This window comes from Indioceanicola profundi (assembly GCF_003568845.1).
Lineage (GTDB): Bacteria > Pseudomonadota > Alphaproteobacteria > Azospirillales > Azospirillaceae > Indioceanicola > Indioceanicola profundi.
Window position 1 is genome coordinate 836,930 of the sequence record NZ_CP030127.1, and the last position, 23,569, is coordinate 860,498.

Below are 23,569 nucleotides of genomic sequence, written 5' to 3' on the forward strand. Positions count from 1 at the left end.
CCCTCCTCAGAAGGTCACATGGACGGTGATCGTGTCGGAATATATCCCTACCGCACTGTACTGTCCGGCGGGGATGCGGCCATAGATCGCGTAGGATTGTGCTGCGCCCGTTCCGGTCCCTGCCTGGGCATTGGCTTCTGCCATTCCCCAGAGTTGGGTTCGCTGCGCATCTTGATAGAGGCCGTAGCCCAGGCTGCGGCCACCATTCATCATACGGCGATCGTTAACGGTGGCGCCGGTGCCAATCCCCTGATCCAGGCCGATCTGGTAGCCCGCGCCGTCCGAGCAGGTCACCGTCACGCTGGTGGCGGCCTCGACCGGACTTTCCTCACTCGCGACATAAGCCCCGAAGCTCAGATCATTAGCGGAAACGCTGCATGCGGCCTCGACGGTCGCGGTTACCTGGAAGCTGGTGGTGGCGGAGCCCGCCAGGGCAGCCGTGCCGCCGCCCGTACAGAACAGGGTCGCCAGGACCAAGGATTTTGACAGGCGGACTCGACGCATGGGCCTTCCTCCGTCAGCAGATTCTGGAACAAGAGGCCGGTCTCAGCTCGAGTACCGGCCCGAACAGCGGATCCAGCCGCTTCAGGAAAAATTAACCCTTATTTGAGCGCAATTACAGGGAGCTTGCGGATTGAATCGAATCCGAGGTGGTAGATGGTGGTGCGACAGCAAGCCCGTAGGACTCGCGCATCCGCCCCGACAGGCTATACCTCTTTTGGCGAGACCTCAGCGGATTGTTAATCCGGCCGCCGTAATTGCGGGCCAAGGAGCTTGGCTTGTGTCCGTAGCCGATATGGCATCCAGGCTGCCGCCCCAACTCATCCGCCGCGGCCCTCTATCTGGCGAGTGATTGCATCGGCAAAGGCGTCCACGCCCGGCCAGCTCGTTATCCGACCGCGAAGCCTGTGTCCCTTGAAGACCAGGAACACCGGAATTCCGTGCAATCCGAACCGGTTCGCCAAATCGAAGTCGTCATAGACGTTGTCGTGCAGCCAGCGAACTTGTGGCCAGCGGAGCCGGCCCGCCGCGTCCAGGATCTCCCGCTTTGCAATGTCGCAATTCGGACAGTCCCGTCCCCAGAGGAAGAGCACTGTCACGAGATCCCTGCCGGCCTCTGCCAACTTATCGTCCAGCGAACTGCTGGTTACACGCTCCATAGGGAAGCGCTGGAAGAATTCGGGAACCATAATCTCAGCCATGCGCGCCTGTTCCTTCCGGGCCGGATCATTGGCCGTTGAAGGCCGTAGTACGTATGTGACGTTTGGACGGATCGGTCAGCCCTATTTTTGTCCGCATTCCAGAGCAGATTTCAGCGTCCGAGCCGGGGACAAAACAGCCTGCACGCCCGTTATGACGCGGGCAACATTGTGCAGAGCAACAAAATGGCGGCAACCAGCGAGGCCTATTCGGGAGTGGTCCGCCCGGTCAGGGCGACGTCGCTCTCCACAGGGATTCTGACGGCTTTTACCTTCTTCCTGATCGTGCTCTCGGCTCTGCCGCTGCTGATTACCGATTCCCCCCCGGTCTTCGATTACCCCAATCACCTCGCACGAGTTCATATCCTGGCGCATCTGGACGAGGTCCCCGCCTTCGCGGCCAACTTTACCCTGGACAGTCTTTTCCTTCCGAATGTGCTGGCGGATTTGATCCTGCTGGCCCTCGAACCGTTCCTGGGAATCGAGCTGGCGGGTAAGGTTCTCCTTCTCCTTCTGGTGACCCTGACCGTTTCGGGAACGGTGGCGCTGGGCACGGCCGCCGCTGGCCGCCGCACCGTCTGGCCCCTGCTGGTCGCAGCGCTGGTCTGGAACGAGGTGATGGTCTGGGGCTTTCTGAATTATGTGCTGGGCGTCGGACTACTGCTCTGGGCCCTGGCCGCGTGGCTCCACCTCGATCGTGTTTCCAGGACGGGACAGCTTGCCTCGGGTGTGGTGTTCGGGCTGTTGCTGTTCCTGGCGCACATGGTCGCTTTCGGACTTTTTGCCGTGGCCATTGCCGTTCTGGAACTGGCGCGGGCCTGGACGCGCAGACAGGAAGGGCTCGCTCCGGTCATGCGGCGGCTGGTCGTCTCCGCCCTGATCTTCGTGCCGGCACTGGCGCTGTTCTGGATCAGCAGTCCGGCCAGCGGTCTGCCGATGGAGTTCCGCTTCGCCTTTACCGCGTGGCAGAAATTCTCGCCCTTCACCCGCCTGCTTTCCACCGGCAACACCGTGCTGGATGTGGCAACGCTGGCCCTGGTGGTTGCAACCATCTGCATCCTGCTGTCCAGCCGGCGGGTCAAGCTGCATCCCGGACTGGGGCTGGTCGCGTTGGCCTTCGTCGTGATGGTGCTGACGCTGCCCTACTCCGCCATGGGCTCCTACTTCCTGGACAGCCGCATCGCACCGGCTGCGGTGATCCTGCTGACAGCGGCATTGATCCCGGCGCGGCCATCCCCCCGGCTTGCCGCAGCGTTCTGTCTGGCGCTGGTGGCGGTGGTGGGAACCCGGGGCGTCGTCATGGCCCGTGACTGGGCGCCGCAGGATCAGCGCATTGCCGCAATCAAGCAAACGCTCCAGCAACTTCCCTCCGGCGCGATCCTGGTTCCGGCGGAGGCGGCGCCCTTTGAGCTTGGCGACTGGACCACAACCCGCCGCACCAACCCGGCGCATGAACATACGGCCACCTACGCCGCCATCCACCGCGACGCGGTCGTGGTCAACCTCTTCGCCCGCAAGGGCCAGAACCCCCTCATCTTCACGCCGGCCGAGAGCGCGCTGTTGGCAGTCGCAGGCAATCCCATCGCCCGCGCCGGCACGGATGAGGAGCTGGTCGGCTTTCTTGAGCGCGTGAACGAGGCAGCCCGCAGCATGAAAGACAGGCCCAGGGTCGGTGTACCCGGCATCTACGTCATCGTCTTCCATCGTGGGTGCGGGACGTTGCCCAAAGGCCTGCCGGTCCAGACGGTGGCCTGCGAGTCCGACCACATGCTGATGCGCATGCTGCCGGCGAAGCCGGAGAACGAAGATTACGACGCGGTGGCTGAAGGGAGCAGCTCATGAGGAGAACCGTGGGGGAGCGGAATGAACCGGCCGCAAGGATCGCGGCCGCCATTCTCGTTGCCGGCCTTACAATGCTTATTGTGTGGCAGCTTCAGCGCTCCCTGCCGGGGCCGTTGCTCTGGGATTTCGGTTCCTTCATGGGGTCGGGGCGGGGCGCTGCGGAGGGGCTGAATCCCTACGACATCTATCCCGGCCTGACCTTCCGGCTGGAAATCCCCGGCTTCGAAAGTTGGAATCATAATCTTAATCCACCGGTGGCGCTGCTTCTGTTCCAGCCGCTCTCGCAGCTCGAGCCCTTCATGGCATTCCGTCTCTGGTGGGCTGTCACCGTGATATCCTATGCGGCCCTGGTCTGGCTGCTGGTCCAGCGCTACCGGCCCGAAGCGCCGCTGGTCCCGGCCCTGGCGGCATTTGCCGCGGCGGGCTTCTGGGACACGCTGATCCTGGGCCAGATCTATGTTCCCCTGGCTCTGGCGGCTGTCGGCGCTTGGCTGCTGCTGGAGCGGGATCGGCCCATCGCCGCGGGCATCCTGATCGGCATCGTCGTGGCCGTGAAGCCGAACTTCCTGGTCTGGCCCGGCCTGCTGTTCCTGGCCGGGCACTATCGCGCCGCCTTCGCCTGCGGCGCGTCTGCCGTGGCGCTCTCGATCATCCCCGCCCTGCTTTATGGGCCGGAGGTCTACCGGTTCTGGCTCGATCTCGTCGCCAATGATGAGGGCCGGGCCGTCTTCCTGACCAATGCGTCGCTTCCGGGCCTATTCCAGCGGTTTGGACTGAACAGTCTCGGCATGGCCGCAAGCCTGTTGCTGCTGGCAGGTCTCGCGTTCTGGGCTTGGCGGCGGCGGCCGGACCCGCTGCTGGCGAGCGCCCTCGGACTGCTGGGCGCTCTTTTAGCGTCGCCGCTGGCCTGGATCCATTACACGCTTTTCCTGCTGCCGCTCTTCTTCTGGCTACGGATGACGCCGCTCCTATCGGTCACAGCCTTGCTGCTGATCGTTCCGGTAACAGTCATCCTCGACCGCTTCATGGTGGCTCCGGCCTGGCAGCAGGCCACCATCGGGTCCGCCTATGGCTGGGCGCTGCTGCTGCTGTTCGCGGCCGTACTGCTGCAGGTCCGCGATCCCCGGACGGAGCCGTCGCCCCGGCGGCATCTGGAGCCCGCAATCAATCCGGCTGAGTAAGTGGAAGCAAGTGGGTCCGGCAAATTCGGCCCATCAGGGAGGAGGTGTGACCGGTTGTGTCATCTCGGGTGCTAGAGGGTGCTGTTAACCGGTTGGTCAGCAGTACACCCCCCTTTTATCGCGCCATGAAGATGCGCGACCTTTTCCTGATCCTCGCCGGCGCCGCGGCCCTTGCGGTTCCGGCGACCAGTGCCCTCAGCACCCTGCCGACGGCGATCCCATCCCCGCGCCTTGGCCAGGGAGGGGCTGTACGTGTGCAGCCGCTGGCGACGCAGAAAATCTGTCAGCTCATCGGCGAGGTTGACCGGCAGACCGGCGCTCCCACCATCAATGCCACCGAGAGCCGCTTCGGCTTCTGGGGCAGCGATCTCGGCATTTCGGTGGAGCATGCCGGCCGGCTCTATTTCCTGTTCGGCGACACCCACGCCCGGCCCGGCCTCGGTCGCCCCCACGATACGGACCTGATCGCGAGCACCGCCGACCGGGACCCGGAACGCTGCCTGCGCCTCGACGTTCCGCGGGCGGAGGATGGCGGGTACCGGCCCCTCACCATTCCCGGCGTATCTTCCGGCGCGTTCGAGGTGCCGACCGGCGGTTTCAGCGCCAACGGAAAGCTTTATCTCATCGCCAGCACGGACAACTCCCCGCACCGTACCATGGGTCGCTCGGTCCTGGCCGCCTCGGAGGATGATGGGGCGAGCTTCACCAGGATCATGGACCTGTCCACGGACAAGTTCATCAATGTCGCAGCAACGGTGATCGGCTCGTCGGAAGTTCCTGGACTACCTACCCCGCCGGGCGGCGCCGTGCTGATGTGGGGCACCGGCACCTATCGTGCGAGCGCGCCGTTCCTGGCCATCTCCCCCTCCGCCCAGGTGGAGAATGCGGCTGCCCGCCGCTATTTCGCCGGCATGGAGAGCGGGCTTCCCCGCTGGAGCGACAAGGAGGCCGATGCGGTACCCTTGTTCCAGCAGTCCTGCATGGGCGAGGTCTCGGTCGCCTGGAACGAGCATCTGCGCAAGTGGGTCATGCTGTACAACTGCATGGGGCCGGGCGGCCGCTCGCAGATCCTGATGCGCTCCGCCGATCTGCCCTGGGGCCCGTGGGCGGAACCGCTGATCGTCTTCGACCCGGCAGTGGATGGCGACTGCCGCTTCATCCAGGCTGGCGGCCCCATGCCTGCGGGCCAGCCCTGCGCCATGGTGGGGGACCCGCACGTAAGGTTCTCCCCGGGCGATGCCTATGGCCCCTACCTCATCCCGTCCTTCAGCCGCCCGGCGCCGGGCGGCGGCGTTCACATCTACTTCACCATGTCCACCTGGAACCCCTACACCGTGGTGCTGATGCGTGCCACGCTGTTGCAGGATCAGCCGGAAGCACCGGCCCAGGACGCGGTGCCGCCAAGGCTGGTCGCCTACTGAACCGGCCAGGTCAGATGTTGGTGCGCTTGAACACCCGCTCCGGCACCGTGCGGATGATGGTCATGATGCCGAGCCAGGGCCAGGGCACATAAACCACGTCGCGCTTGGCCTTCAGGTGCTTCATGATGGTGGCGGCGAAGGCGTCCGGCTGCATGGCCATGGGCAGCTTGCCCAATGACCATGTCATGGCCGTGTCCAGGAACCCCGGCTTCACCGTCATCACATGCACGCCCGCCCGGTGCATGCGCGCCCGGTAACCCTGGACATAGGCATGCAGCCCCGCTTTGGCGGAGCCGTAAACGTAGTTCTTGAGCCGCCCACGGTCGCCGGCAACGGAGCCGAGCACGACCACGCTGCCGCCCCCCTGCGCCTCCAGCCGGGGCGCGAAGCGGGAGAGGACGGAAACCGCGCCAAGATAGTTCGTCTCCACCGTCCGGCGCGCGAGAGCGAAGTCGTTGTCGATTTCGGTCTGCTCCGGCATGTCGCCGAAGGCGATGAACAGGTTCAGCCGCCCGCGCCCGGCGAAGGCGGCGGCACGCTCCACCAGCCCGCAATGGCTGTCATAGTCGGTGGCGTTGAAATTCACCGCCTCCGCCCGGCAGTCATGACGGACGCGCAGATCGCCGGCCATGCGCCCAAGATCGTCCATGTCACGGCCGCAGAGCAGCAGGTCGGCATCGGGGGCAACGCCTCTGGAAAAGGCCCGCGCCACGGCGGAGGAAGCTCCCAGGATGACCCAGACCTCCCGCGCCAGGGGATCAGGGGGAAGTGCTGCCACGTCCGTCATGCCGCCCCTCCCTCACGGATTTTCAGACGCCGCGCCATATCGCTCATGAACTTGCCGTCAGGGTCCCACTTCTTCAACGCCGCCTGGAAGCCGGCCAAGCGCGGGTACATGGCCCGGAATCCGTCCGGCGACAGATGGCTGTCCTTGGCCAGATAGACGCGCCCGCCGGCATCCAAGGTCTGCCGTTCCAGCCGCGTCAGCAACTCATCCACGCCGGGGCGGTTCGGGATGTCCACTGCCAAGGTCAGGCCGGGCATGGAGAAGCTGAGGTCGCCCCGCCCCTCCCGGCCCATGGCCTTCAGAACGGCCAGGAAGCTGGCCCGGCCGGCCTTGCCCAGGGTTTCCAACAGGCCCCGCACCGCGGCGGGCGCCTCATCCTGCGGCACCACGCACTGGAACTGGTGGAAGCCAGCCTTGCCGTACATCCGGTTCCACTGGTGGATGGCATCCAGCGGATAGAGGAAGCTGCGCCAGTGGGTCGGCCGCTCCGTCCCGCCGGCTGGCACGCGCCGCCAGTACATCTCGTTGAAGGCGCGAACCGTGGGGCCGCTCAACACGAATCCCGGCAGGTCGACCGGCAGACCGCGGGCCTTCACCGCCTGCTCCGGCAGGGGCTCCTCCGCGGGTGCGGCAAGCTCCAACACGCCGCGGCCGAGATTGCGCCCACCGGCCAGGGCATCGATCCAGGCCACCGAATAGGGCGTGTCCGGATGCGGCGTGGTCAGCCCTTCCACCACGGCATCCAGATCGGGCAAGCGCCTCAGCTTCACCATGGCGGCATTGCCGGGTACGCGCTGCAGGCGCAGGGATAGCGCGGTGATGATCCCGGTCAGGCCGATCCCGCCGACCGTAGCTGCGAACAGGTCGGCATTCTCCTGTGCCGAGGCGCGCACTACCTCGCCCTTCGCGGTCAGCACCTCGATCCATTGCAGATGGTCGCTGAAATTGCCGGCGGCCTCCTGGTTCTTGCCATGAACGTCGTTGGCGACGGCGCCGCCCAGCGTGGCAAAGGCGGTCCCTGGAGTCACCGGAACCAGCCAGCCCCGCGGCAGCAGCACCCGCATCAGGGTCTCAAAGGTAACGCCGGGTTCCGCAACCAGCTCTCCGGTAGCGGAATCGAAGGAGATCAGCCGGTCCAGCCGTTCAGTCAACAGGGCATAGCCGCCGCTGTTCAGCGCGGCATCGCCATAGGACCGGCCGGCGCCGAAGGCCAGCACGGGCTTGCCGTTGGAGCTTTCGAGGGCGGCGCGCAGCGCGGACTGACGCTCCGGTCGGGCCGCCTTGCTATCGGCGCGGGCCGTGCGGCCCCAGCCGGTCAGGCTGACATCACGCCAGGGAGAGGTGCTCATGCGGCACCTCCGGCGGCGACGCCATGGCCGGCCGCCTCATCCGCCCGCATCATGCGGGTGGCGATGGGCAGGGCGATGAAGCCCAGCAGCACCGCGAACCACAGCGTCGTGACGCGGATGACGGCGGTGGCCGCGACAGCCACGTCCGCCTGGACGCCCAAAGCCACCAGAAGCCCGAACATGGATACCTCCGTGCCGCCTAAACCGCCGGGCAGCATGGCGGCCGCCCCAACCAGCATGGCGAAACAGAAGACGAAAGCGGCCTGGAGCATGGTGACATCGGCCCCAAACACGTCCAGCAGCACCTTCAGCGCATAAGCCTCCGCCCCCCAGCCGATAAGCGCCAGGACCAGACCACCGAGATAAAGTCCCGGCGAGCCGAGGCGACCCGCATGCAGCAGCATGCGCCGCACGCGCCCGAACAGGCGCGGCGCCCGGCCGACAATGCGGTACGCTAGATTGACGATGGGCAGGCTCCAGCGCGGAGCGAGCAGCACGATGGAAGCGCCGCCGACCACGACCGCTCCGATCGCGATAGCCATCCCGTGGCCGGCAAACACGCCGCCCAGGCCGGCAATGGTCAGCAGCACCGCCGCCGCCGCATCGCTCAGACGGTCGGCGATCATCAATCCGGCCGTACGCTCATAGGGATAGCCATGGCCGCGGCGCAGGAACCAGAGCCGCACAGCCTCGCCCAGCTTGCCGGGCGTGGTCGACATGGCCAGCCCGGCCATATAATAGAGCCCGTTCTGCCCTGCCGGAACGGAGAGACCGGCACCGCGTGTGAAGATCAGCCAGCGCACCGTCCTGGCCAGATAATTGATGAGCGACAGCCCCAGCAGCGCAAGCGCCACGCCGGGTCCAATGCGGCCGAGCTGATGCAGCGCCTCCGGCCCGCCGGCCAGAATGCCGGCGATGATGGCGACAACGGCGAAGGCGACGGCGCCGCCGATCGCCCATTTCTCAATGCGTCCGAGGCCGACCGGCATGCCCTCGCGATTGCTGCTTCGGTCCATTCCTGTCAATCCTGTCAAGCCCCCGGCAACCAGTTGATATGTGCGGCCACGACCAGCAGCACGGTCAGAACGCCCAGCATGCGGGACTGCCGGTCACGCAGAGCGAAGAGCACGGGGTCGTCGTTCATCTGTCCGCGGAGGGCCGTGAGCCAAGCGGAACTCAGCCAGTATCCGAGGATCATGCAGATGAACCACAGGATCTCCGGCGTCGCGTAGGAGTGTGCCGGGGAGTCCGGCTCCACCAGATACATGAAGAAGACCAGGGCCGAGCAGAAACCGCTGGCCGCCCCCATGGCGAGCAGCCAGGGATGGTCGCCGGAGCGGTAGCCCCGCCCGGGCGTCGAACGCTTGCCGCTCCGCTCCAGTTCACTGCATTCCGTGTATCGCTTCATGGCTGCGAGGCTGAGAAAGAAGAACATTGAGAAGGTTAACAGCCACGGCGACATGACGGCCCCGATCACGGTGATGCCGGCCAGGATGCGCGTGGTGAACAGGAAGGCGAGGACAAAGAGGTCCAGGTTCGGAACGCGCTTCAGCCGGAACGAATAGGCCAACGTGACCACGAGGTAGAGCAGCGTCACAGCCGCGAATGCCGCCGGCGTGAACAGCAGCAGCACGCCCACCGCGGCCGCAAGCACAGGAATCGCCAGCAGACCGTTCGCAAGCGGCAGGGCGCCGCAGGCGAAGGGCCGCTTGCACTTACTCCTGTGCTGACGGTCATCGGCAAGGTCCAGCAGGTCATTCAGCAGATAGGTCGCCGAGGCGACGAGGCTGAGGATCAGCGTTCCGAGCGCCGCCATGGCGACTGCCCCGAGGTCCAGAACTTGGCCTGACAGCAGCAGCGGCACGAAGACCAGACCGTTCTTGGCCCATTGATGGACGCGGAGCGCCTTGGCCCAGATGCGCCAGTTCGCCGGTTCCAACGCGAACTGCTCATGCACCACGACATCTTCCGGAAGCCGCTTGGCAAGCTTGGTTCCGTTGCCGACCAGCACGGCCGAGCGGCAATGCTCCCAGACATGGATGTCGGTGACGGCATCGCCGCAATAGGTGAAATCCGGTCCGAACTTGGCCGTGATCGCATCGATCTTACGGCGGCCGGACAGGTTCGTCACCCCGTCGCTGCCGATCGCGTCATGGAAGAAGCCGATATCGGCCGCAACCTTGTCGACCAGACTTTGATCGGATGCGGAGACGATGGCGACCGTGCGCCCGTCCAGGCGCTGACGCAGCACCCAATCCAGGAAGTCCCGGTTCAGCGGCAGCGACCCGACGTCAAGATCCACCCGCCGGGCAATTTCCCGCTTCAGGTGGGCCTTGCCGCCGACGAAAAGCCAGTAGGGAATCAGCAACAGCAGCCAAGGCTGCTGTTTTATCAATAACGTAAAGCTTTCATAGAGCAGATCGGTCCTGAGCAGCGTGCCGTCCAGATCGACGATTAATGGACGGCTTTCTACCACGCCGCGGGCTTCGTCGAAGTCGTTCGCGGCGATGGCGGTGTTGCTGTGCAGCATGTAGGCCCCCTCGTCAGCGCCACCTCCAACACGCCGCCAACGCAAATGTCTCCGCGTTGCGGTGCAACATACGCGATATGAGCTGGGACTAATTTGTGACGAAGGGTCTGTAGTTCGGGAAAACCGCCGCTCAAGGGCATTCAACCCGTTTTTGTGACGCAACCCTGTGCTGCTTCGCGCATTAGGATGCTGCGGGAACACTGGCGGGGTGGAGAGGAGATGGGATTGAGGGTCCTGGTGGCGGAGGACGACGTGCTCATCGCGATGCAACTCGGATCTATACTCGAGGATCTGGGCCACGATGCGTGCTGGTTCGCCACAAGCGGCCCGGAAGCCATGGAGCTTGCCCGGCGGCACAAGCCGGACCTTGTGACCATGGACGGCCACCTCGCTGCCGGAACCTCCGGCATTCTGGCGGCATCGGCGATTTCCAGCACGCTCGGCATTCCCGTGGTCATGGTGTCGGGTCATCTCGATGCCCAGACCGCACAGGATGCCGGAGCGGTGGTTCTTGTCGGAAAGCCGTTTCAGCCGGCCGACATCGAGAATGCGCTCCACATCGCCTGCAAGCTCCGCCTGCCGACGCAAAGCTGACCATGGATAGCCGTCCGTCGGAAGCGGCGGGACACTTCTGACATCGGCATCCGATCAAGCGGTGGCTGAGGCGGCACGCCTCATCTCGCGCGTACCGCCTCCTGACGGACGAGCCGGTTCCGCCTAAACCTTACCGGCGCCGACCTTGACGGCGGCTGGCGCGGGGGCGGTGAGACGCTCGGCGAAGTAGTCCACGGTGCGCCGCAGCCCCTCCTCCAGCGACACTCTCGGCTCCCACTCCAGCATCGTGCGGGCGCGGGTGATGTCCGGGCAGCGCTGGATCGGGTCGTCCACCGGCAAGGGCTCGAACACGATGGGGCTGGAGCTGCCGAGATAGTCGCGGATCTTTTCCGCCAGCTCCAGCACGCGGGTCTCCACCGGATTGCCGAGATTGATCGGGCCGGTCACCTCGTCCGGGGCGTTCATCAGGCGGATCATGCCCTCGATCAGATCGTCCACATAGCAGAAGGACCGGGTCTGCGAGCCGTCGCCATAGATGGTGATCGGCTCCCCCTGCAGGGCCTGGACGATGAAGTTCGACACCACGCGCCCGTCCGCCGGGTGCATGCGGGGCCCGTAGGTATTGAAGATGCGCATCACCCGGATGCGCAGATCGTGCTGGCGGTGATAGTCGAAGAACAGGGTCTCGGCACAGCGCTTGCCCTCGTCATAGCAGGCGCGCGGACCGATCGGGTTCACATTGCCGCGGTAATCCTCGGTCTGCGGATGCACCGTGGGATCGCCATACACCTCCGAGGTGGAGGCCTGGAGGATCTTGGCCCCGGTGCGCTTTGCCAGTCCCAGCATGTTGATGGCGCCGTGCACGCTGACCTTGGCCGTCTGGACGGGGTCGTGCTGATAGTGCACCGGGCTGGCCGGGCAGGCGAGATTGTAGATCTCGTCCACCTCCACATAGATCGGGAAGGTGATGTCGTGGCGCATCACCTCGAAATGCGGGTTCTGTAGCAGATGGGAGATGTTCGCGCGGTTGCCGGTGAAGAAGTTGTCGACGCAGAGCACGTCGTTCCCCATCGCCAGAAGCCGCTCACACAGGTGAGAACCAAGAAATCCGGCGCCCCCCGTCACCAGGCAACGTTTGCGCCCACCAAACCGGTCCAGCAGCTCCCGACGGTGCATTCTTTCCCTCCACGGTTTCTTGCAAGCTGAACGCTTCAGCGGGCGATGCGGCACGGTAGAACCGGTTCAACATCTACAAAAGGGCAGGAAAAGTAGGTCGCCGGATGGCGAGGGATACCTCCGACCGAACGTAAAAACGCCAACGATCAGCTAGGATGCCCCCTCAATAGGCACCATGAAAGGCAGGAATACGGAACCGACCTATCCGTCCGCGCGGGGCGTCTGGAACGGGGCGGCCGGCATGCCGGCCGGACAGCGCACCGTGCTCTCAAAGGCTTATCGGACTTGTGCGGCGCGAAAGGCTGGACTATCAAGGCTGCATCGAAGGTGCCCCCTCGGGGGTGAAAAGGGAATGCGGTGAGGTCCGGAAGGACTGAATCCGCGGCTGTCCCCGCAACTGTGAGCGGTGAGCGCTGCCCGTCTACGGCCACTGGGAAACTGGGAAGGCCGGGCATGCGCCCTGACCCGCAAGCCAGGAGACCTGCCTTCGGAAATGCGTCGCACGGCCGTTGGGCGGGGTGTCCTGGCGGGGCGGGTTTCCGTTTCGTGCCGGCGCTTCGGAAGGAGTGCGCCCGCGTGAACGCCATGCCATCGCATGTCGGCACCGACCCGGCCTGTCCGGTTCCGCCAGCATCCGTCCCTTGGACGGTTGCCGCGCGGGCCTGCTTCCGATTTCGCATCATCGCGGAACGGAGCCTTGAAAAGTGCCAAAGTCCAGTCTCTACCCAATGTCCCGCCGGCCAGCGTTGTGGCTGGCATTCGGCATCGCCGCCGTCCTTCCCCTACCGGCATTTGCCCAGGCGGGCGTGCAGGCCGGAGACATAGAGGAAATCGTCATCACCGCCACGCGCGTGCCGACCCGCCTCGACCGTGTCGGCAGCAGCATCAGCGTGATCACCGCCAAGGAGATTGAACGTAGCCAGCAGCCCCAGGCCATAGACGTGCTGCGGCGCGTGCCGGGCGTCTCCATCTCCCGCAGCGGCGGGGTGGGATCGACGTCCCTCCTGCGCCTGCGCGGCTCAGAACCGGGCATGGTCAAGGTGGTGATCGACGGCGTCGAGATGAACGATGCGTCCAGCGCCAACCGGGAGTTCGATTTCAACGCCCTGCTCACCGATGATATCGAGCGGATCGAGGTGCTGCGCGGCCCGCAGAGCGCGCTTTACGGCAATGATGCCATGGCGGGCGTGATCAATATCATCACCCGTCGCGGCCAGGGTCCGCTCACGGTCCGCGGCCTGATCGAAGGCGGCGCCTACGACACCCTCCGCCAAAACCTGTCGGTGAGCGGCGCGTCCGGCGGCGTGGAATATGCCCTGTCGGGCAGCAACTACGAGACGGACGGTTTCTCCCGCATTGCCGCAGGCGATGAGGATGACGGAAGCACCGCCCGGTCGGTGCAGGGCCGGCTCGGCTTCCGCCCCAATGAACAGGTCCGGATCGACCTTTCCGGCGGCTGGTCCTGGCTGGACACGGATTTCGATCCCGGCGCCACCAGCGACGGGCTGGCCTTCCAGGAAAAGGAAACCCTGCATGGCCGGGCAGCAGGCATGCTGACCGGGTTGGATGGCAGATTGGAAACCACCATGGCCGTGGGCGCCAGCCGGACGGAGCGGGATTTCGACGAGCCTCTGGGCTTCTATCGCTTTTCCACCTTCGACAGCGACCAGCTCGGCGTCGACCTGCTCTCGAACCTGCGTCTGCGCGCGGCGGACGTGGCGACGCTCGGCGTCGCCTGGGACCGGGAAAAGGCTGAGACAACGAACACCAGTGCCGGCGTCACTGCGCCAGGCGTGTCGGCGGACGTGGAAACCTGGGCCGTGTTTGGCCAGTACCTGGCCGCCGTCACGGAGGAGCTGACGGTCACGCTGGGACTGCGCCATGATGATCACGCCCAGTTCGGTGGCGAGACGACCTGGCGCACCACCGCGGCCTATGCGCTGGACCAGACCGGAACCGTGTTCCGGGCCAGCTACGGCACCGCCCGGCGAGCGCCCAGCCTGTATCAGCTTTTCGACCCAAGCTTCGGCAATGCCGAGTTGGAGGCGGAAGAAAGCTGGGGAGCGGATGCGGGCATGGAGCAGAGCCTGCTGGATGGCAAAGTGACCGCCGGGGTCACTGTGTTCCGGAATCGCTACGACGATCTGATCGCCTTTACCAACGGCTATGTGAATGTCGGTGAGGCGCGCAGTCAGGGTATCGAGGCCAGCCTGTCCGCACGCCCGGCGAGCTGGTTGGAGCTGAGCGCGAACTATACCTGGCTGGACACCAAGAACCTGGATACCGGCCGCGAACTGCCGCGCCGTCCGCGCAACATGGTGAATCTCGCGGCGGATATCGCCTTGACGGAGGTTGCCAGCCTTGGGGCCGACCTGCGCTATGTCAGCTCTCAGCTTGATCGCGCCACCGCCACCTCGCCCCGGCTTGACGGATACGCGGTCGTCAACCTGCTTGGGCGCTGGCGTGTGGCGGACGGCATCAGCCTGTTCGGCCGCATCGAAAACCTGTTCGACGAGGAGTATCAGGAGGTCCTGAACTACAACACGCCCGGCCGCTCCGCCTATGGCGGCGTCCGGGTGGAGTTCTGATCGATGATCGCCCGCGCCCTTCTGATGCTGCTGTTTATCGCGCTGTCCGTCGGAGGGGCGCAGGCGGCGCCGACCCGCGTGGTTTCGCTCTCCCTCTGCACCGACCAGTTCGTGCTGGCGCTGGCAGAACGAGGACAGGTCGCGGCGTTGAGCCGTCTGGCCGGCGACCCGCATCTGTCGCCCTTTGCCGCCCAGGCAGCGGGCATGCCCCGGCATGGCGGCACGGCGGAGGAAATCCTGATGCTGAAGCCGGACCTTGTTGTAGCAGGCGGCTTCGCCCGCGGCCGTACGGTGGAGATGCTGGAACGGCTGGGCGTTCCCGTGCTGCGCCTGCGCTCCGCCACCTTGCTGGCCGATATCCTGCCCCAGGTGGAGCAGGTGGCCCAGGCGCTTGGCCGTATGGAGGAGGGCCATGCCCTGCGGGCCTCCCTCGAAGCGCGGTATGCCGCCAAGCAGGGCGGACAGCGGGTCGGCACGGCGGCGCTGTACCGCCCCGGCGGGGATGCGCCGGGCACCCGCGACCTTGCCAACGACATGATGTCGACCGCCGGTCTGACCAACATTGCCGGCAGGCTGGCCCGCCGCGCCAATGGCCGGGTGTTCGTAGAGCAGCTGGTGCTGGACCCGCCGGACATATTGGTGGTGGACAGCCGACGGCCGGACCGGCCGGGCATCGGCCAATCCATCCTGGATCACCCCGCCCTGCGCCCCATCGCCGGCCGGATGCGGGAGGTGGAGTTCCCAATCAAATACTGGCTCTGCGCCGGTCCAGGCTCGTTCGACGGGGCCGAGGTGCTGCGTGCCGCAGCGTTGGAAACTAAGCCATGACCGTCCTTTCCGTTCCGGCACGGTCCCTTGTAGCTGACATGCCGCTCTGCAGTGGGCTGGCGGCGTTGCTGGCGGTGCTGTTCGTGACATCCCTGGTGGTCGGCCCGGCGGCGGTTCCGCCGGGAGAACTATTGGCCGGGCTCTTCGGTCGGGGCGATCCGGCCGTAGTGCTGGTTGCACAGGAGATAAGGCTGCCCCGCGCCCTGTTGGGAGCATTGGTCGGGGCCGGGCTGGGCATGGCCGGGGCAGCGCTGCAGGGCTTTCTGCGCAATCCCCTGGCCGATCCTGGCCTGGTTGGCGCCTCCTCCTCCGCCTCGGTCGGGGCCGTGCTGGTGCTGTATTTCGGGCTGTCGGCCGCCTTTCCCCTGGCGCTGCCCCTGGCCGGAATGACGGGCGCTGGCGTCGGCATGGCCTTGATCCTGATGTTGGCTGGCAGGCAGGCAAGCGTACTGAGCTTGATCCTGGCCGGGGTGGCTGTGCAGACGCTGGCGGGATCGTTGACCTCCCTTGCCCTCAACCTCGCCCCCAACCCCCACGCGGCGCTGGAGATCGCCTTCTGGCTTCTCGGCTCGCTCACCGACCGCACGCTGGACCATGCCGCGGTGGCCGCCCCCTTCCTTGCCGCCGGGCTGGTCATGCTGTTCCAGGCCCGGCGGCATCTGGACGCGCTGGGTCTGGGGGAGCGGACAGCGGTCAGCCTGGGGGTGGACGTGGACAGGCTGCGGCTGCGGGTCGTACTTGGCACGGTGCTGGCCGTGGGGTCCGGGGTTTCGGTGACCGGCAGCATCGGCTTCGTCGGGCTGGTGGTCCCGAACCTGTTGCGCCCGCTGGTCGGGCATGAGCCCGGACGCCTGCTCCTGCCAAGCGCCCTGGCCGGCGGCGCCCTTCTGCTGCTGGCCGATATCCTGGTGCGGCTGGCGCCAACCAATGATGAGCTGAAGCTGGGCGTCGTCACCGGCCTGATCGGAGCGCCATTTTTCCTGCATCTGCTGCGCAAGTTGAGAGCGGAGGTCCGATGAGCGGGCTACAGGCCACAGGCATCTCCGTCGCCCTGGGGGGCAGGCCGGTGCTGGACGGGGTAACCGCCCGGCTCACCCCTGGGGAGCTGGTCGGGCTTATCGGCCCGAACGGGGCCGGCAAGACCACCCTGCTCGGCGTGCTGGCTGGGCTGACCCGGCCCGACAGGGGAGAGGCGACGCTGGACGGTGAGCTGCTTGCCGCCCTACCGGGACCGGAACGGGCGCGGCGTCTGGCGTATCTGGACCAGAATGCCCACAGCCATTGGCCGTTACGGGCCGAGCGGGTGGTCACGCTGGGCCGGCTGCCACATGCCGATGCTTGGCGCGGTCCGGCGCCGGAGGATGCGGCGGCGGTGGAGCGCGCATTGGCGCGCTGTCAGGTCATGCATCTGCGCGACCGCATCGCGACCACCCTGTCCGGCGGGGAACGGGCGCGGGTCATGTTGGCCAGGGCGCTGGCGGTGGAGCCTGACTATCTGCTGGCGGACGAACCCGCGGCAGGCCTTGACCCCTATCACCAGCTCCAGGTGATGGAACTGCTGGCCGGGTTGGCGGCTGCGGGCATGGGGGTACTCGTCGTGCTGCACGACCTTACGCTGGCGCTGCGCTTCTGCACCCGGCTCTGCCTGCTGGCGGAAGGGGCAGGGATCGTCGCCGATGCAGCTCCCGCCGACCTTATTGAAACCGGCCTGCTGGAGCGGGTCTATGGCATCGAGTTGCATCACGGCGCCCGCGACGGGCAGCCCTTTGCACTGCCCTGGCGACGTGGGCCGGGAGCATGCAATGCCTGATGCCCTGCCCCGCGTGACCCTGGTTCTCGGGGGTGCCCGCTCAGGCAAGAGCCGCCACGCCGAAACCCTGATCCGCGCCCTGCCTTCCCCATGGAGCTATATCGCCACTGCCCAGCCCTTTGATGCAGAGATGCAGGAGCGGATCGCCCGTCATCAGGAGGATCGTAGCGAAGGCTGGATCACGGTGGAGGAACCGCTGGATTTGGCCGCGGCCCTGCGGGCACAGGCGGGCGGGCCGGTTCTGGTCGACTGCCTGACCCTGTGGCTCAGCAATCTCATGCTGTCTGAGCGCGATCCGGAGATGGAGACGGGCCGCCTGCTTGCGGCACTGGATGTAGTGGCCGGACCCGTCGTGCTGGTGTCCAACGAGGTCGGGATGGGCATCGTGCCGGACAACGCCTTGGCCCGCGCCTTTCGCGATGCTGCCGGCCGGCTGAACCAGAGGGTAGCGGCCATGGCCGACCGCGTCGTGCTGGTGGTCGCCGGACTGCCTTTGACTGTGAAACAGGAGACATCCCATGGATGAGTCGAACCCGGAGGAAGCGGCCGCCCGGCACAGGATCAAGATGCAGAAGCGCAAGGCCCTGCAGGACGCACGGATCGCCGCGGCCACGCAGGAGAAAGGCTTGCTGATGGTCCACACCGGCCCCGGCAAGGGCAAGTCCACCGCGGCTTTCGGGCTGATGATGCGCGCCGCCGGGCACGGCTTCCGAGTGGGGCTGGTCCAGTTCACCAAAGGTACTTGGGCGACGGGCGAGGATGTGGCGCTGGAGCGCTTTGCCGACCTGATCGACCGCCATGTGATGGGAGAGGGTTTCACCTGGGAAACCCAGGACCGCGACCGCGACGTTGCCGCCGCTCGCCAAGCCTGGAAGAGGGCCAAGACGCTGATGGCGGACCCGGCCTACCGGCTGGTGGTGCTGGATGAGCTGAATATCGTGCTGCGCTACGGCTACCTGGATGTGGAGGAGATTGTAGCCGTGCTGTCCGCACGCCGGCCGGACCTGCATGTGCTCGTCACCGGACGCAACGCCAAGCCGCCCCTGATCGAAGCGGCCGATCTGATGACGGAGTTCGTTGCCGTGAAGCACCCCTTCCAGGCCGGTATCAAGGCGCAGGCGGGAATCGAGTTCTGATGAAGCGCCCGGCCAGCCTGATGATCCAGGGTACCGGTTCCGACGTCGGCAAGTCGTTGCTGGTGGCGGGGCTGGCGCGCGCCTTCTCCCGCCGCGGGCTGGCGGTTCGTCCCTTCAAGCCGCAGAACATGTCGAACAACGCGGCAGTCACGGCGGATGGGGGTGAGATTGGACGGGCACAGGCATTGCAGGCGCTGGCCTGCGGCGTGGAGCCGACCGTCGACATGAATCCGGTGCTGCTGAAGCCACAGAGCGATATCGGCGCCCAGGTGGTGGTGCAGGGGCGGGTTTTGACCGCGGCGCGGGCCGGGGATTACCAGCGCCTGAAGGGCCAGCTTCTGACCCGCGTGCTTGAAAGCTTCGGGCGGTTGGGACAGGACGCCGATCTGGTGCTGGTGGAAGGCGCCGGCAGCCCGGCGGAAACCAATCTGCGCGCCGGCGACATCGCCAACATGGGCTTTGCCCAGGCCGCCAGCGTGCCGGTGGTGATCGCCGGCGACATAGACCGCGGCGGCGTGATCGCAAGCTTGGTAGGAACCCATGCCGTCCTGGCCCCGGAGGACAGAAGCCTGATACGGGGCTTTCTCATCAACCGGTTCCGGGGCGATGTCCGCCTGTTCGACGAAGGCATTTCGGAAATCGGGCGACACACAGGCTGGGCCTGCTTCGGTGTGCTGCCGTACCTGCCTGCTGCCCGCCGCCTGCCGGCAGAGGATGCGGTCGTCCTGGATCGCGCAGCAGGGCAAACGGCTGCCGGCCTGAAGATCGCCGTGCCGATGCTGAGCCGCATCGCCAATTTCGACGATCTCGACCCATTGCATCTTGAGCCGGAGGTAGAAGTGGAGATGGTGTCGCCCGGCCGCGCCATTCCCGGCGATGCCGCCTTGGTGATCCTGCCGGGCAGCAAGGCTACCATCGCGGACCTGAAGTTTATGCGGGCACAGGGCTGGGACATCGACATCCAGGCGCACCTGCGGCGTGGCGGACATGTGCTGGGCCTGTGTGGCGGCTACCAGATGCTGGGCCGGACGGTATCCGACCCTGAGGGTATCGAGGGCCCGGCAGAGACGGTGACTGGCTTGGGCCTGCTGGAGGTGGAGACGGTTCTGGCTGGGCCGAAGGTCCTGCGCCGCGTCGCGGGCAGGATGGTGGATGGCGGTGCGCCATTCGACGGGTATGAGATCCATATCGGCCGCACCGGGGGGCCGGACACGGCACGACCACTGCTCCGTTTCGAGGACGGAACGTTGGACGGCGCAGTCAGCGCGGACGGCAGGATCGGCGGCTGTTATGTCCATGGCATCTTCGCCGATGACCGCCTGCGCGCCGCCTTTCTGAAGCGGTTCGGCTGCACGGGCGGCCTGTCCTACCGGGCAAGCGTCGAGACGGCATTGGACGGGATCGCCGATGCCATGGAATTGCACCTGGACCTGGATGGGCTGCTCGCCATCGCCCGGCAGGGGTGACGGAATGTCCGCCCTAGACCAGCAGTGCCGCGAAGACACCTGCCGCCCCCAGAAGCCACAGGATCGCCAGAGCCCCACGGTACAGATGCAGAGCGTCCCGGATATCCGCTGCGGTGGCAGCGGCCCGGCCCCGCCCCATCCAGGCATCCTCCACCCGCGTTTCCCCATAGACCCGAGGCCCCGCCAGCCGAAGTCCCAACGCCCCTGCCATGGCAGCCTCCGGCCAGCCTGCGTTCGGGGAGCGGTGCCGGGGCGCATCGCGCCAAGCCGCCCATACCGCACCCGACGCGCTGAAGCCGGAGCGGAACAGGGCAGCGCCGGCGATCAGCAGGGCTGTGAGGCGGGAAGCCGGCAGGTTCAACAAATCATCCAGCCGTGCCGCCGCCCAACCAAAATACAGGTGACGGGGCGTGCGGTGCCCGATCATGCTGTCCGCGGTATTTACCGCCTTGTAGAACAGCAGTCCCGGCAGTCCTCCGACCAGCAGCCAGATGGCCGGCGCCACGACGCCGTCCGAAAAATTCTCGGCAAGACTCTCGATGGCGGCGCGGGAGACGCCGGCCTCATCCAGGCTTTCCGGATTGCGCCCGACGATATGGGCCACCGCACGACGTCCGGCCGGGAGTCCCCCCGCCCCAAGCGCCGCAGGAACATCCGCGACGAACCGGTACAGGCTGCGCTGGGCCAGCAGCGTGGCGGCGACAATAGCTTCCAGCAGCAGCCCTGCCAGTCGATACGGTTCCGGAATGAGGTCGACCAGCTTCTGGATGGCAAGGCCCGCCGCGATTGCTCCGGCCGACAGCATCACGACTGCAAGAACGCCGGCCGCGCGCTGGCCCGCGCTGCTCCGGCATGGTCGGTTCAATCCTCTGTCCAATACGGATATCACGGCGCCGATCCAGACGACCGGATGCCGGATCGCGCGATAGAGCCGGTCCGGGTAGCCGAACGCCGCCTCGACTGCCAATGCGGTAAGCAGCAGGAGAAAGGCGTGCGCCAGCGCGTCTTCGATGAGGGAGGAAAGTGGGTCCATGGCGCGATCCCATAGCATAGCTCCATTTGCGGGACAGCCGCCCGCTTCGCCAGCCCTGCCCCATGGCGGCGAGCTCGACGCGGCCCGCCGCCTCTATCCTGACGCCCCACAGCCCTGGATCGACCTCAGCACCGGCATCAATCCCTGGCCCTATCCTGTCGAGCCGGTCTCACGGGAAGCATGGACGCGGCTGCCGGGAGCGGACGCACTGGCCAGGTTGCTGACGGCAGCCGCGCAATGTTACGGCGCGCCCGGACCGGCCGATGTGGTAGCTGCCCCAGGCACGCAGGCCTTGATCCAGATGCTGCCGCGTCTGCGCCATCCGGGTCGTGTCGTGATACAGGCGCCGACCTATGCCGAGCATGCCAGATGTTGGGCGCTGGCCGGGCATGAGGTCGTTTTGGTGGATGATCCGGAAGCCGGGCTGGACAGCGCCGACGTCTGCATCATCGTCAATCCCAACAATCCCGACGGACGGCGGCACGATCCCACAAGGTTGGGCCGCTGGGCCGCCCGGCTGGCGGCACGAGGCGGTTGGCTGCTGGTGGACGAGGCTTTTTCCGACGCCGATCCAGGGCTCAGCGCGGCCAGATTCGTGGGATCGCCCGGCCTCGTAATCCTTCGCTCCTTCGGGAAGTTCTACGGTCTGGCCGGGGTGCGGCTGGGATTCGTCCTCACCGATGCCGGTCTGGCCGGGCGGATCGCCGACATGCTCGGCCCCTGGGCAGTGGCCGGCCCGGCGCTGGAGGTCGGAACGCGGGCGCTGCTGGATCATGCATGGGCCGACCGGACCCGCCGCCGCTTGACAGCGGCGGCTGCGGGGCTGGACCAAATCCTGTCGCACGGTGGGCTGGACGTATTGGGCGGAACGAGTCTGTTCCGGCTGGCAGGCATCCGCGACGCCGAAGTTCTGTTCGAACGGCTGGCTCGAGCCGGAATCTGGGTGCGGCGCTTCCCCGACCAGCCGGACCGGCTCCGCTTCGGCCTGCTGCCGGACGACAGGGCGGCGGACCGTCTGCAGGATGCACTGGCTGGTCGCCCCTGACGCCCAGCCATCCCAGGCGCTGCCTCAGCGGCGTTCCGCCGAGGTCAGCCGAATCCCTGCACAGCTTTCCGTACCGGACTCCGGCTGGGTGCCGAGCGGGGGCTTGGCCAGGGTGGCCGCTACCCAGTCCGCCAACACCTCTGCCACGCGCGGGTTGCCGGCCGCCGGCTCCTCACCTTGCGTCCGCGCTTCTTGGCGCACCTCCCCACGGCTGCCGACCCGGTCCATGCCATGGTCGGTCTCCAGAAATTCGACGTAGCAGGCGGTTCCAGGCCGGTAGTGGTTCACGACTTCGGCGATCAGGCGGTGATCCTCATCATTCACGGCCGCCGCATCCTCCGCCCCGTGCAGCACCAGCGTCTCCGCCAGCGTATCGCGCCAGGCGGCGGTCAGTGGCTGCTCGGGCAACTGGTGCCAGTAGCTGTAATGCCGCCCAAACAGTCGTTCCTCGCCGTCCCAGCCGTGGAAATCCCTGAGAATGCGGCCATGCAGCGCGTCCTCAGCTTCCAGATCGGCGGGCGGACGCTTTTCCAGATAGAAGCGGCGCAGGGTCTCGCGGGCGCTTTCCGCCCGTTCGGCGGACTGCACCGGATCGCCGTCGCCGAAGACGACGTCCTGAATGCGGATCACATCCAGGATATAATCGTGCCAGTTCCGCAGAACGGTACCATAGACCGCCACGCCGCGCGGCGCCGGCCCTTGGGCGGCGAGCAGCGGTGCTTCCAGACCGCCCATCGAGTGGCCGAACATGAAGATCCGTTCCGGCGGGATGCCGCGCACTTCCATCATGGCCTTGTAACCGGCCTGGAACGCGGCCAGCTCGGTTTCGAAGTCGATGGAATCGCACCGCGGCGTTCCCCTGCTGTCCCCCATGCCCGACTTTTCCACCCGATAGGTGCCGACGCCGTGGGCCAGCAGTTCAGCAGTCAGCCGGGAATAGATGAAGTCCGGACTTGGCGACTCCACGGACGAACAGGTGTAGCCCTGGATGATGAAGACCACGGGCGCATCCGGGCGCCCCTCCGGCAGCACCAGGATGTCGCGCAGCCTGCCGCCCTGGAAAGGCACGGCGCCATAGCTGACCGATGCGTCCCGATACGTCTCCTCCGGCTTGCCGACGGCCGTGCCGGAAACCGTCAGTTCCCGGCCGTCCCGCCAAAGGGTGAGTTCCAGCGCATCTCCAGCCCGCACCACGCCAATGGCGGCGACCAGCCCTGCGGGCGAGGAGATCGCCGTGCCGTTGAGCGCCAGGATCACATCGCCGGTCTGGACTCCGAGCCGCTCCGCGTTGAGGGCGGGCAGAACCTGCCGCACTAGCACGCCGCGCCCCTCGCCGACCTCGGCGACCAGCTCCGGCGGTACTGCGACGGGCGCCACCCCGAGGGCGGCCGTCCGGGGAAGCACATCCTCCGCGGCCCGAACAGGACTGGCGGCGAACCCGGCTCCGATCAGGAGCAAGGCCAGTGCGGGAGCAAGGCGGCGAAGCGGCATGGGGGAATCTCCGGGCCGGGTTGCATGGATGCAGATTAGCCCGGCAGACGGGGGATGTAGAGGCCACTGCCGCAGTCTTGCCTGGAGCCACCTGCTGAAACGAGGCACCCTGATTGGGATGGCTGCGCACCC

At 66.5% G+C, this 23,569-nt stretch carries 21 protein-coding genes and 1 riboswitch; of the genes, 12 read left to right on the forward strand and 9 right to left on the reverse strand.

What is annotated here, in order from left to right:
* Positions 1–6: 6 nt before the first annotated feature.
* Together DOL89_RS19895 and DOL89_RS19900 are read right to left on the reverse strand one after the other, a co-directional pair.
* Positions 7–504 (reverse strand): Csu type fimbrial protein, encoded by a 498-nt coding sequence (locus DOL89_RS19895; RefSeq protein ID WP_119681092.1) that lies wholly within the window; start codon positions 502–504, stop codon positions 7–9.
* A gap of 317 nt (positions 505–821) precedes the next feature.
* Complete coding sequence (locus tag DOL89_RS19900; RefSeq protein WP_205574712.1) at positions 822–1,202, reverse strand: YbbN family protein; 381 nt, start codon at positions 1,200–1,202, stop codon at positions 822–824.
* A gap of 183 nt (positions 1,203–1,385) precedes the next feature.
* Here DOL89_RS19900 and DOL89_RS19905 point away from each other — a divergent pair, with 183 nt between their 5' ends.
* From DOL89_RS19905 to DOL89_RS19915, 3 genes are all read left to right on the forward strand, one after another.
* Positions 1,386–3,041 carry a hypothetical protein gene (locus DOL89_RS19905; protein WP_119681093.1) on the forward strand — a complete coding sequence of 552 codons (1,656 nt, stop codon included), beginning with the start codon at positions 1,386–1,388 and terminating at the stop codon, positions 3,039–3,041.
* Entirely contained in the window at positions 3,038–4,222 is a 1,185-nt protein-coding gene (locus tag DOL89_RS19910; RefSeq protein ID WP_119681094.1) for a glycosyltransferase family 87 protein, read from the forward strand. Before DOL89_RS19905 ends, DOL89_RS19910 begins: the two co-directional genes overlap by 4 nt.
* A 131-nt stretch (positions 4,223–4,353) precedes the next feature.
* On the forward strand, positions 4,354–5,643 hold the full coding sequence (locus DOL89_RS19915; protein ID WP_162937710.1) for a DUF4185 domain-containing protein: 1,290 nt from the start codon (positions 4,354–4,356) through the stop codon (positions 5,641–5,643).
* A 10-nt stretch (positions 5,644–5,653) separates the two neighbouring features.
* On the opposite strand, the gene DOL89_RS19920 is transcribed toward DOL89_RS19915, so the two are convergent.
* The 4 genes from DOL89_RS19920 to DOL89_RS19935 are packed head-to-tail and all read right to left on the reverse strand — an operon-like array spanning position 5,654 to position 10,309.
* Entirely contained in the window at positions 5,654–6,430 is a 777-nt protein-coding gene (locus tag DOL89_RS19920) for an SDR family NAD(P)-dependent oxidoreductase (RefSeq protein ID WP_119681096.1), read from the reverse strand.
* Positions 6,427–7,779 carry an FAD-binding oxidoreductase gene (locus DOL89_RS19925; protein WP_119681097.1) on the reverse strand — a complete coding sequence of 451 codons (1,353 nt, stop codon included), beginning with the start codon at positions 7,777–7,779 and terminating at the stop codon, positions 6,427–6,429. The genes DOL89_RS19920 and DOL89_RS19925 overlap by 4 nt, the downstream gene beginning before the upstream one ends.
* On the reverse strand, positions 7,776–8,795 hold the full coding sequence (locus DOL89_RS19930) for a lysylphosphatidylglycerol synthase transmembrane domain-containing protein (RefSeq protein ID WP_119681098.1): 1,020 nt from the start codon (positions 8,793–8,795) through the stop codon (positions 7,776–7,778). Before DOL89_RS19930 ends, DOL89_RS19925 begins: the two co-directional genes overlap by 4 nt.
* A gap of 14 nt (positions 8,796–8,809) precedes the next feature.
* Positions 8,810–10,309: a UbiA family prenyltransferase gene (locus tag DOL89_RS19935; protein ID WP_119681099.1), complete on the reverse strand. Its 1,500-nt coding sequence runs from the start codon at positions 10,307–10,309 to the stop codon at positions 8,810–8,812.
* Between the two features lie 219 nt (positions 10,310–10,528).
* On the opposite strand from DOL89_RS19935, the gene DOL89_RS19940 reads away from it, so the two are divergent.
* Complete coding sequence (locus DOL89_RS19940) at positions 10,529–10,903, forward strand: response regulator (protein WP_162937711.1); 375 nt, start codon at positions 10,529–10,531, stop codon at positions 10,901–10,903.
* Between the two features lie 123 nt (positions 10,904–11,026).
* On the opposite strand, the gene DOL89_RS19945 is transcribed toward DOL89_RS19940, so the two are convergent.
* Positions 11,027–12,040, reverse strand: a complete 1,014-nt coding sequence (locus DOL89_RS19945) for a UDP-glucuronic acid decarboxylase family protein (protein WP_119681101.1) — start codon at positions 12,038–12,040, stop codon at positions 11,027–11,029.
* A gap of 308 nt (positions 12,041–12,348) precedes the next feature.
* Positions 12,349–12,543, forward strand: a riboswitch (cobalamin riboswitch).
* 201 nt (positions 12,544–12,744) lie between these two features.
* On the opposite strand from DOL89_RS19945, the gene DOL89_RS19950 reads away from it, so the two are divergent.
* Genes DOL89_RS19950 through DOL89_RS19980 form a run of 7 tightly spaced genes read left to right on the forward strand, consistent with a single transcriptional unit; the run spans position 12,745 to position 19,868 of the window.
* Positions 12,745–14,628, forward strand: a complete 1,884-nt coding sequence (locus DOL89_RS19950; protein ID WP_162937712.1) for a TonB-dependent receptor plug domain-containing protein — start codon at positions 12,745–12,747, stop codon at positions 14,626–14,628.
* Positions 14,629–14,631: 3 nt separating this feature from the next.
* Positions 14,632–15,456: an ABC transporter substrate-binding protein gene (locus tag DOL89_RS19955; protein ID WP_119681103.1), complete on the forward strand. Its 825-nt coding sequence runs from the start codon at positions 14,632–14,634 to the stop codon at positions 15,454–15,456.
* Entirely contained in the window at positions 15,453–16,475 is a 1,023-nt protein-coding gene (locus tag DOL89_RS19960) for a FecCD family ABC transporter permease (RefSeq protein WP_119681104.1), read from the forward strand. The genes DOL89_RS19955 and DOL89_RS19960 overlap by 4 nt, the downstream gene beginning before the upstream one ends.
* On the forward strand, positions 16,472–17,266 hold the full coding sequence (locus DOL89_RS19965) for an ABC transporter ATP-binding protein (RefSeq protein ID WP_119681105.1): 795 nt from the start codon (positions 16,472–16,474) through the stop codon (positions 17,264–17,266). Before DOL89_RS19960 ends, DOL89_RS19965 begins: the two co-directional genes overlap by 4 nt.
* Positions 17,259–17,792, forward strand: coding sequence for a bifunctional adenosylcobinamide kinase/adenosylcobinamide-phosphate guanylyltransferase (gene cobU, locus DOL89_RS19970; RefSeq protein WP_119681106.1), 534 nt, complete (start codon positions 17,259–17,261; stop codon positions 17,790–17,792). The genes DOL89_RS19965 and cobU overlap by 8 nt, the downstream gene beginning before the upstream one ends.
* The gene (gene cobO / locus DOL89_RS19975; RefSeq protein ID WP_119681107.1) at positions 17,785–18,402 is read left to right on the forward strand and encodes a cob(I)yrinic acid a,c-diamide adenosyltransferase; all 618 of its coding nucleotides are present in this window, start codon (positions 17,785–17,787) and stop codon (positions 18,400–18,402) included. Before cobU ends, cobO begins: the two co-directional genes overlap by 8 nt.
* On the forward strand, positions 18,402–19,868 hold the full coding sequence (locus DOL89_RS19980) for a cobyric acid synthase (RefSeq protein ID WP_225889996.1): 1,467 nt from the start codon (positions 18,402–18,404) through the stop codon (positions 19,866–19,868). Before cobO ends, DOL89_RS19980 begins: the two co-directional genes overlap by 1 nt.
* Before the next feature lie 13 nt (positions 19,869–19,881).
* On the opposite strand, the gene cbiB is transcribed toward DOL89_RS19980, so the two are convergent.
* Positions 19,882–20,901 carry an adenosylcobinamide-phosphate synthase CbiB gene (gene cbiB / locus DOL89_RS19985; protein WP_119681108.1) on the reverse strand — a complete coding sequence of 340 codons (1,020 nt, stop codon included), beginning with the start codon at positions 20,899–20,901 and terminating at the stop codon, positions 19,882–19,884.
* Here cbiB and cobD point away from each other — a divergent pair.
* A complete protein-coding gene (cobD, locus tag DOL89_RS19990; protein WP_119681109.1) occupies positions 20,900–21,946 on the forward strand; it encodes a threonine-phosphate decarboxylase CobD in 1,047 nt (348 codons plus the stop codon). The genes cbiB and cobD overlap by 2 nt on opposite strands.
* A 24-nt stretch (positions 21,947–21,970) precedes the next feature.
* Here the strand turns inward: cobD and DOL89_RS19995 are convergent, their stop codons facing one another.
* Complete coding sequence (locus tag DOL89_RS19995) at positions 21,971–23,437, reverse strand: PDZ domain-containing protein (RefSeq protein ID WP_119681110.1); 1,467 nt, start codon at positions 23,435–23,437, stop codon at positions 21,971–21,973.
* Between the last annotated feature and the right edge of the window lie 132 nt (positions 23,438–23,569).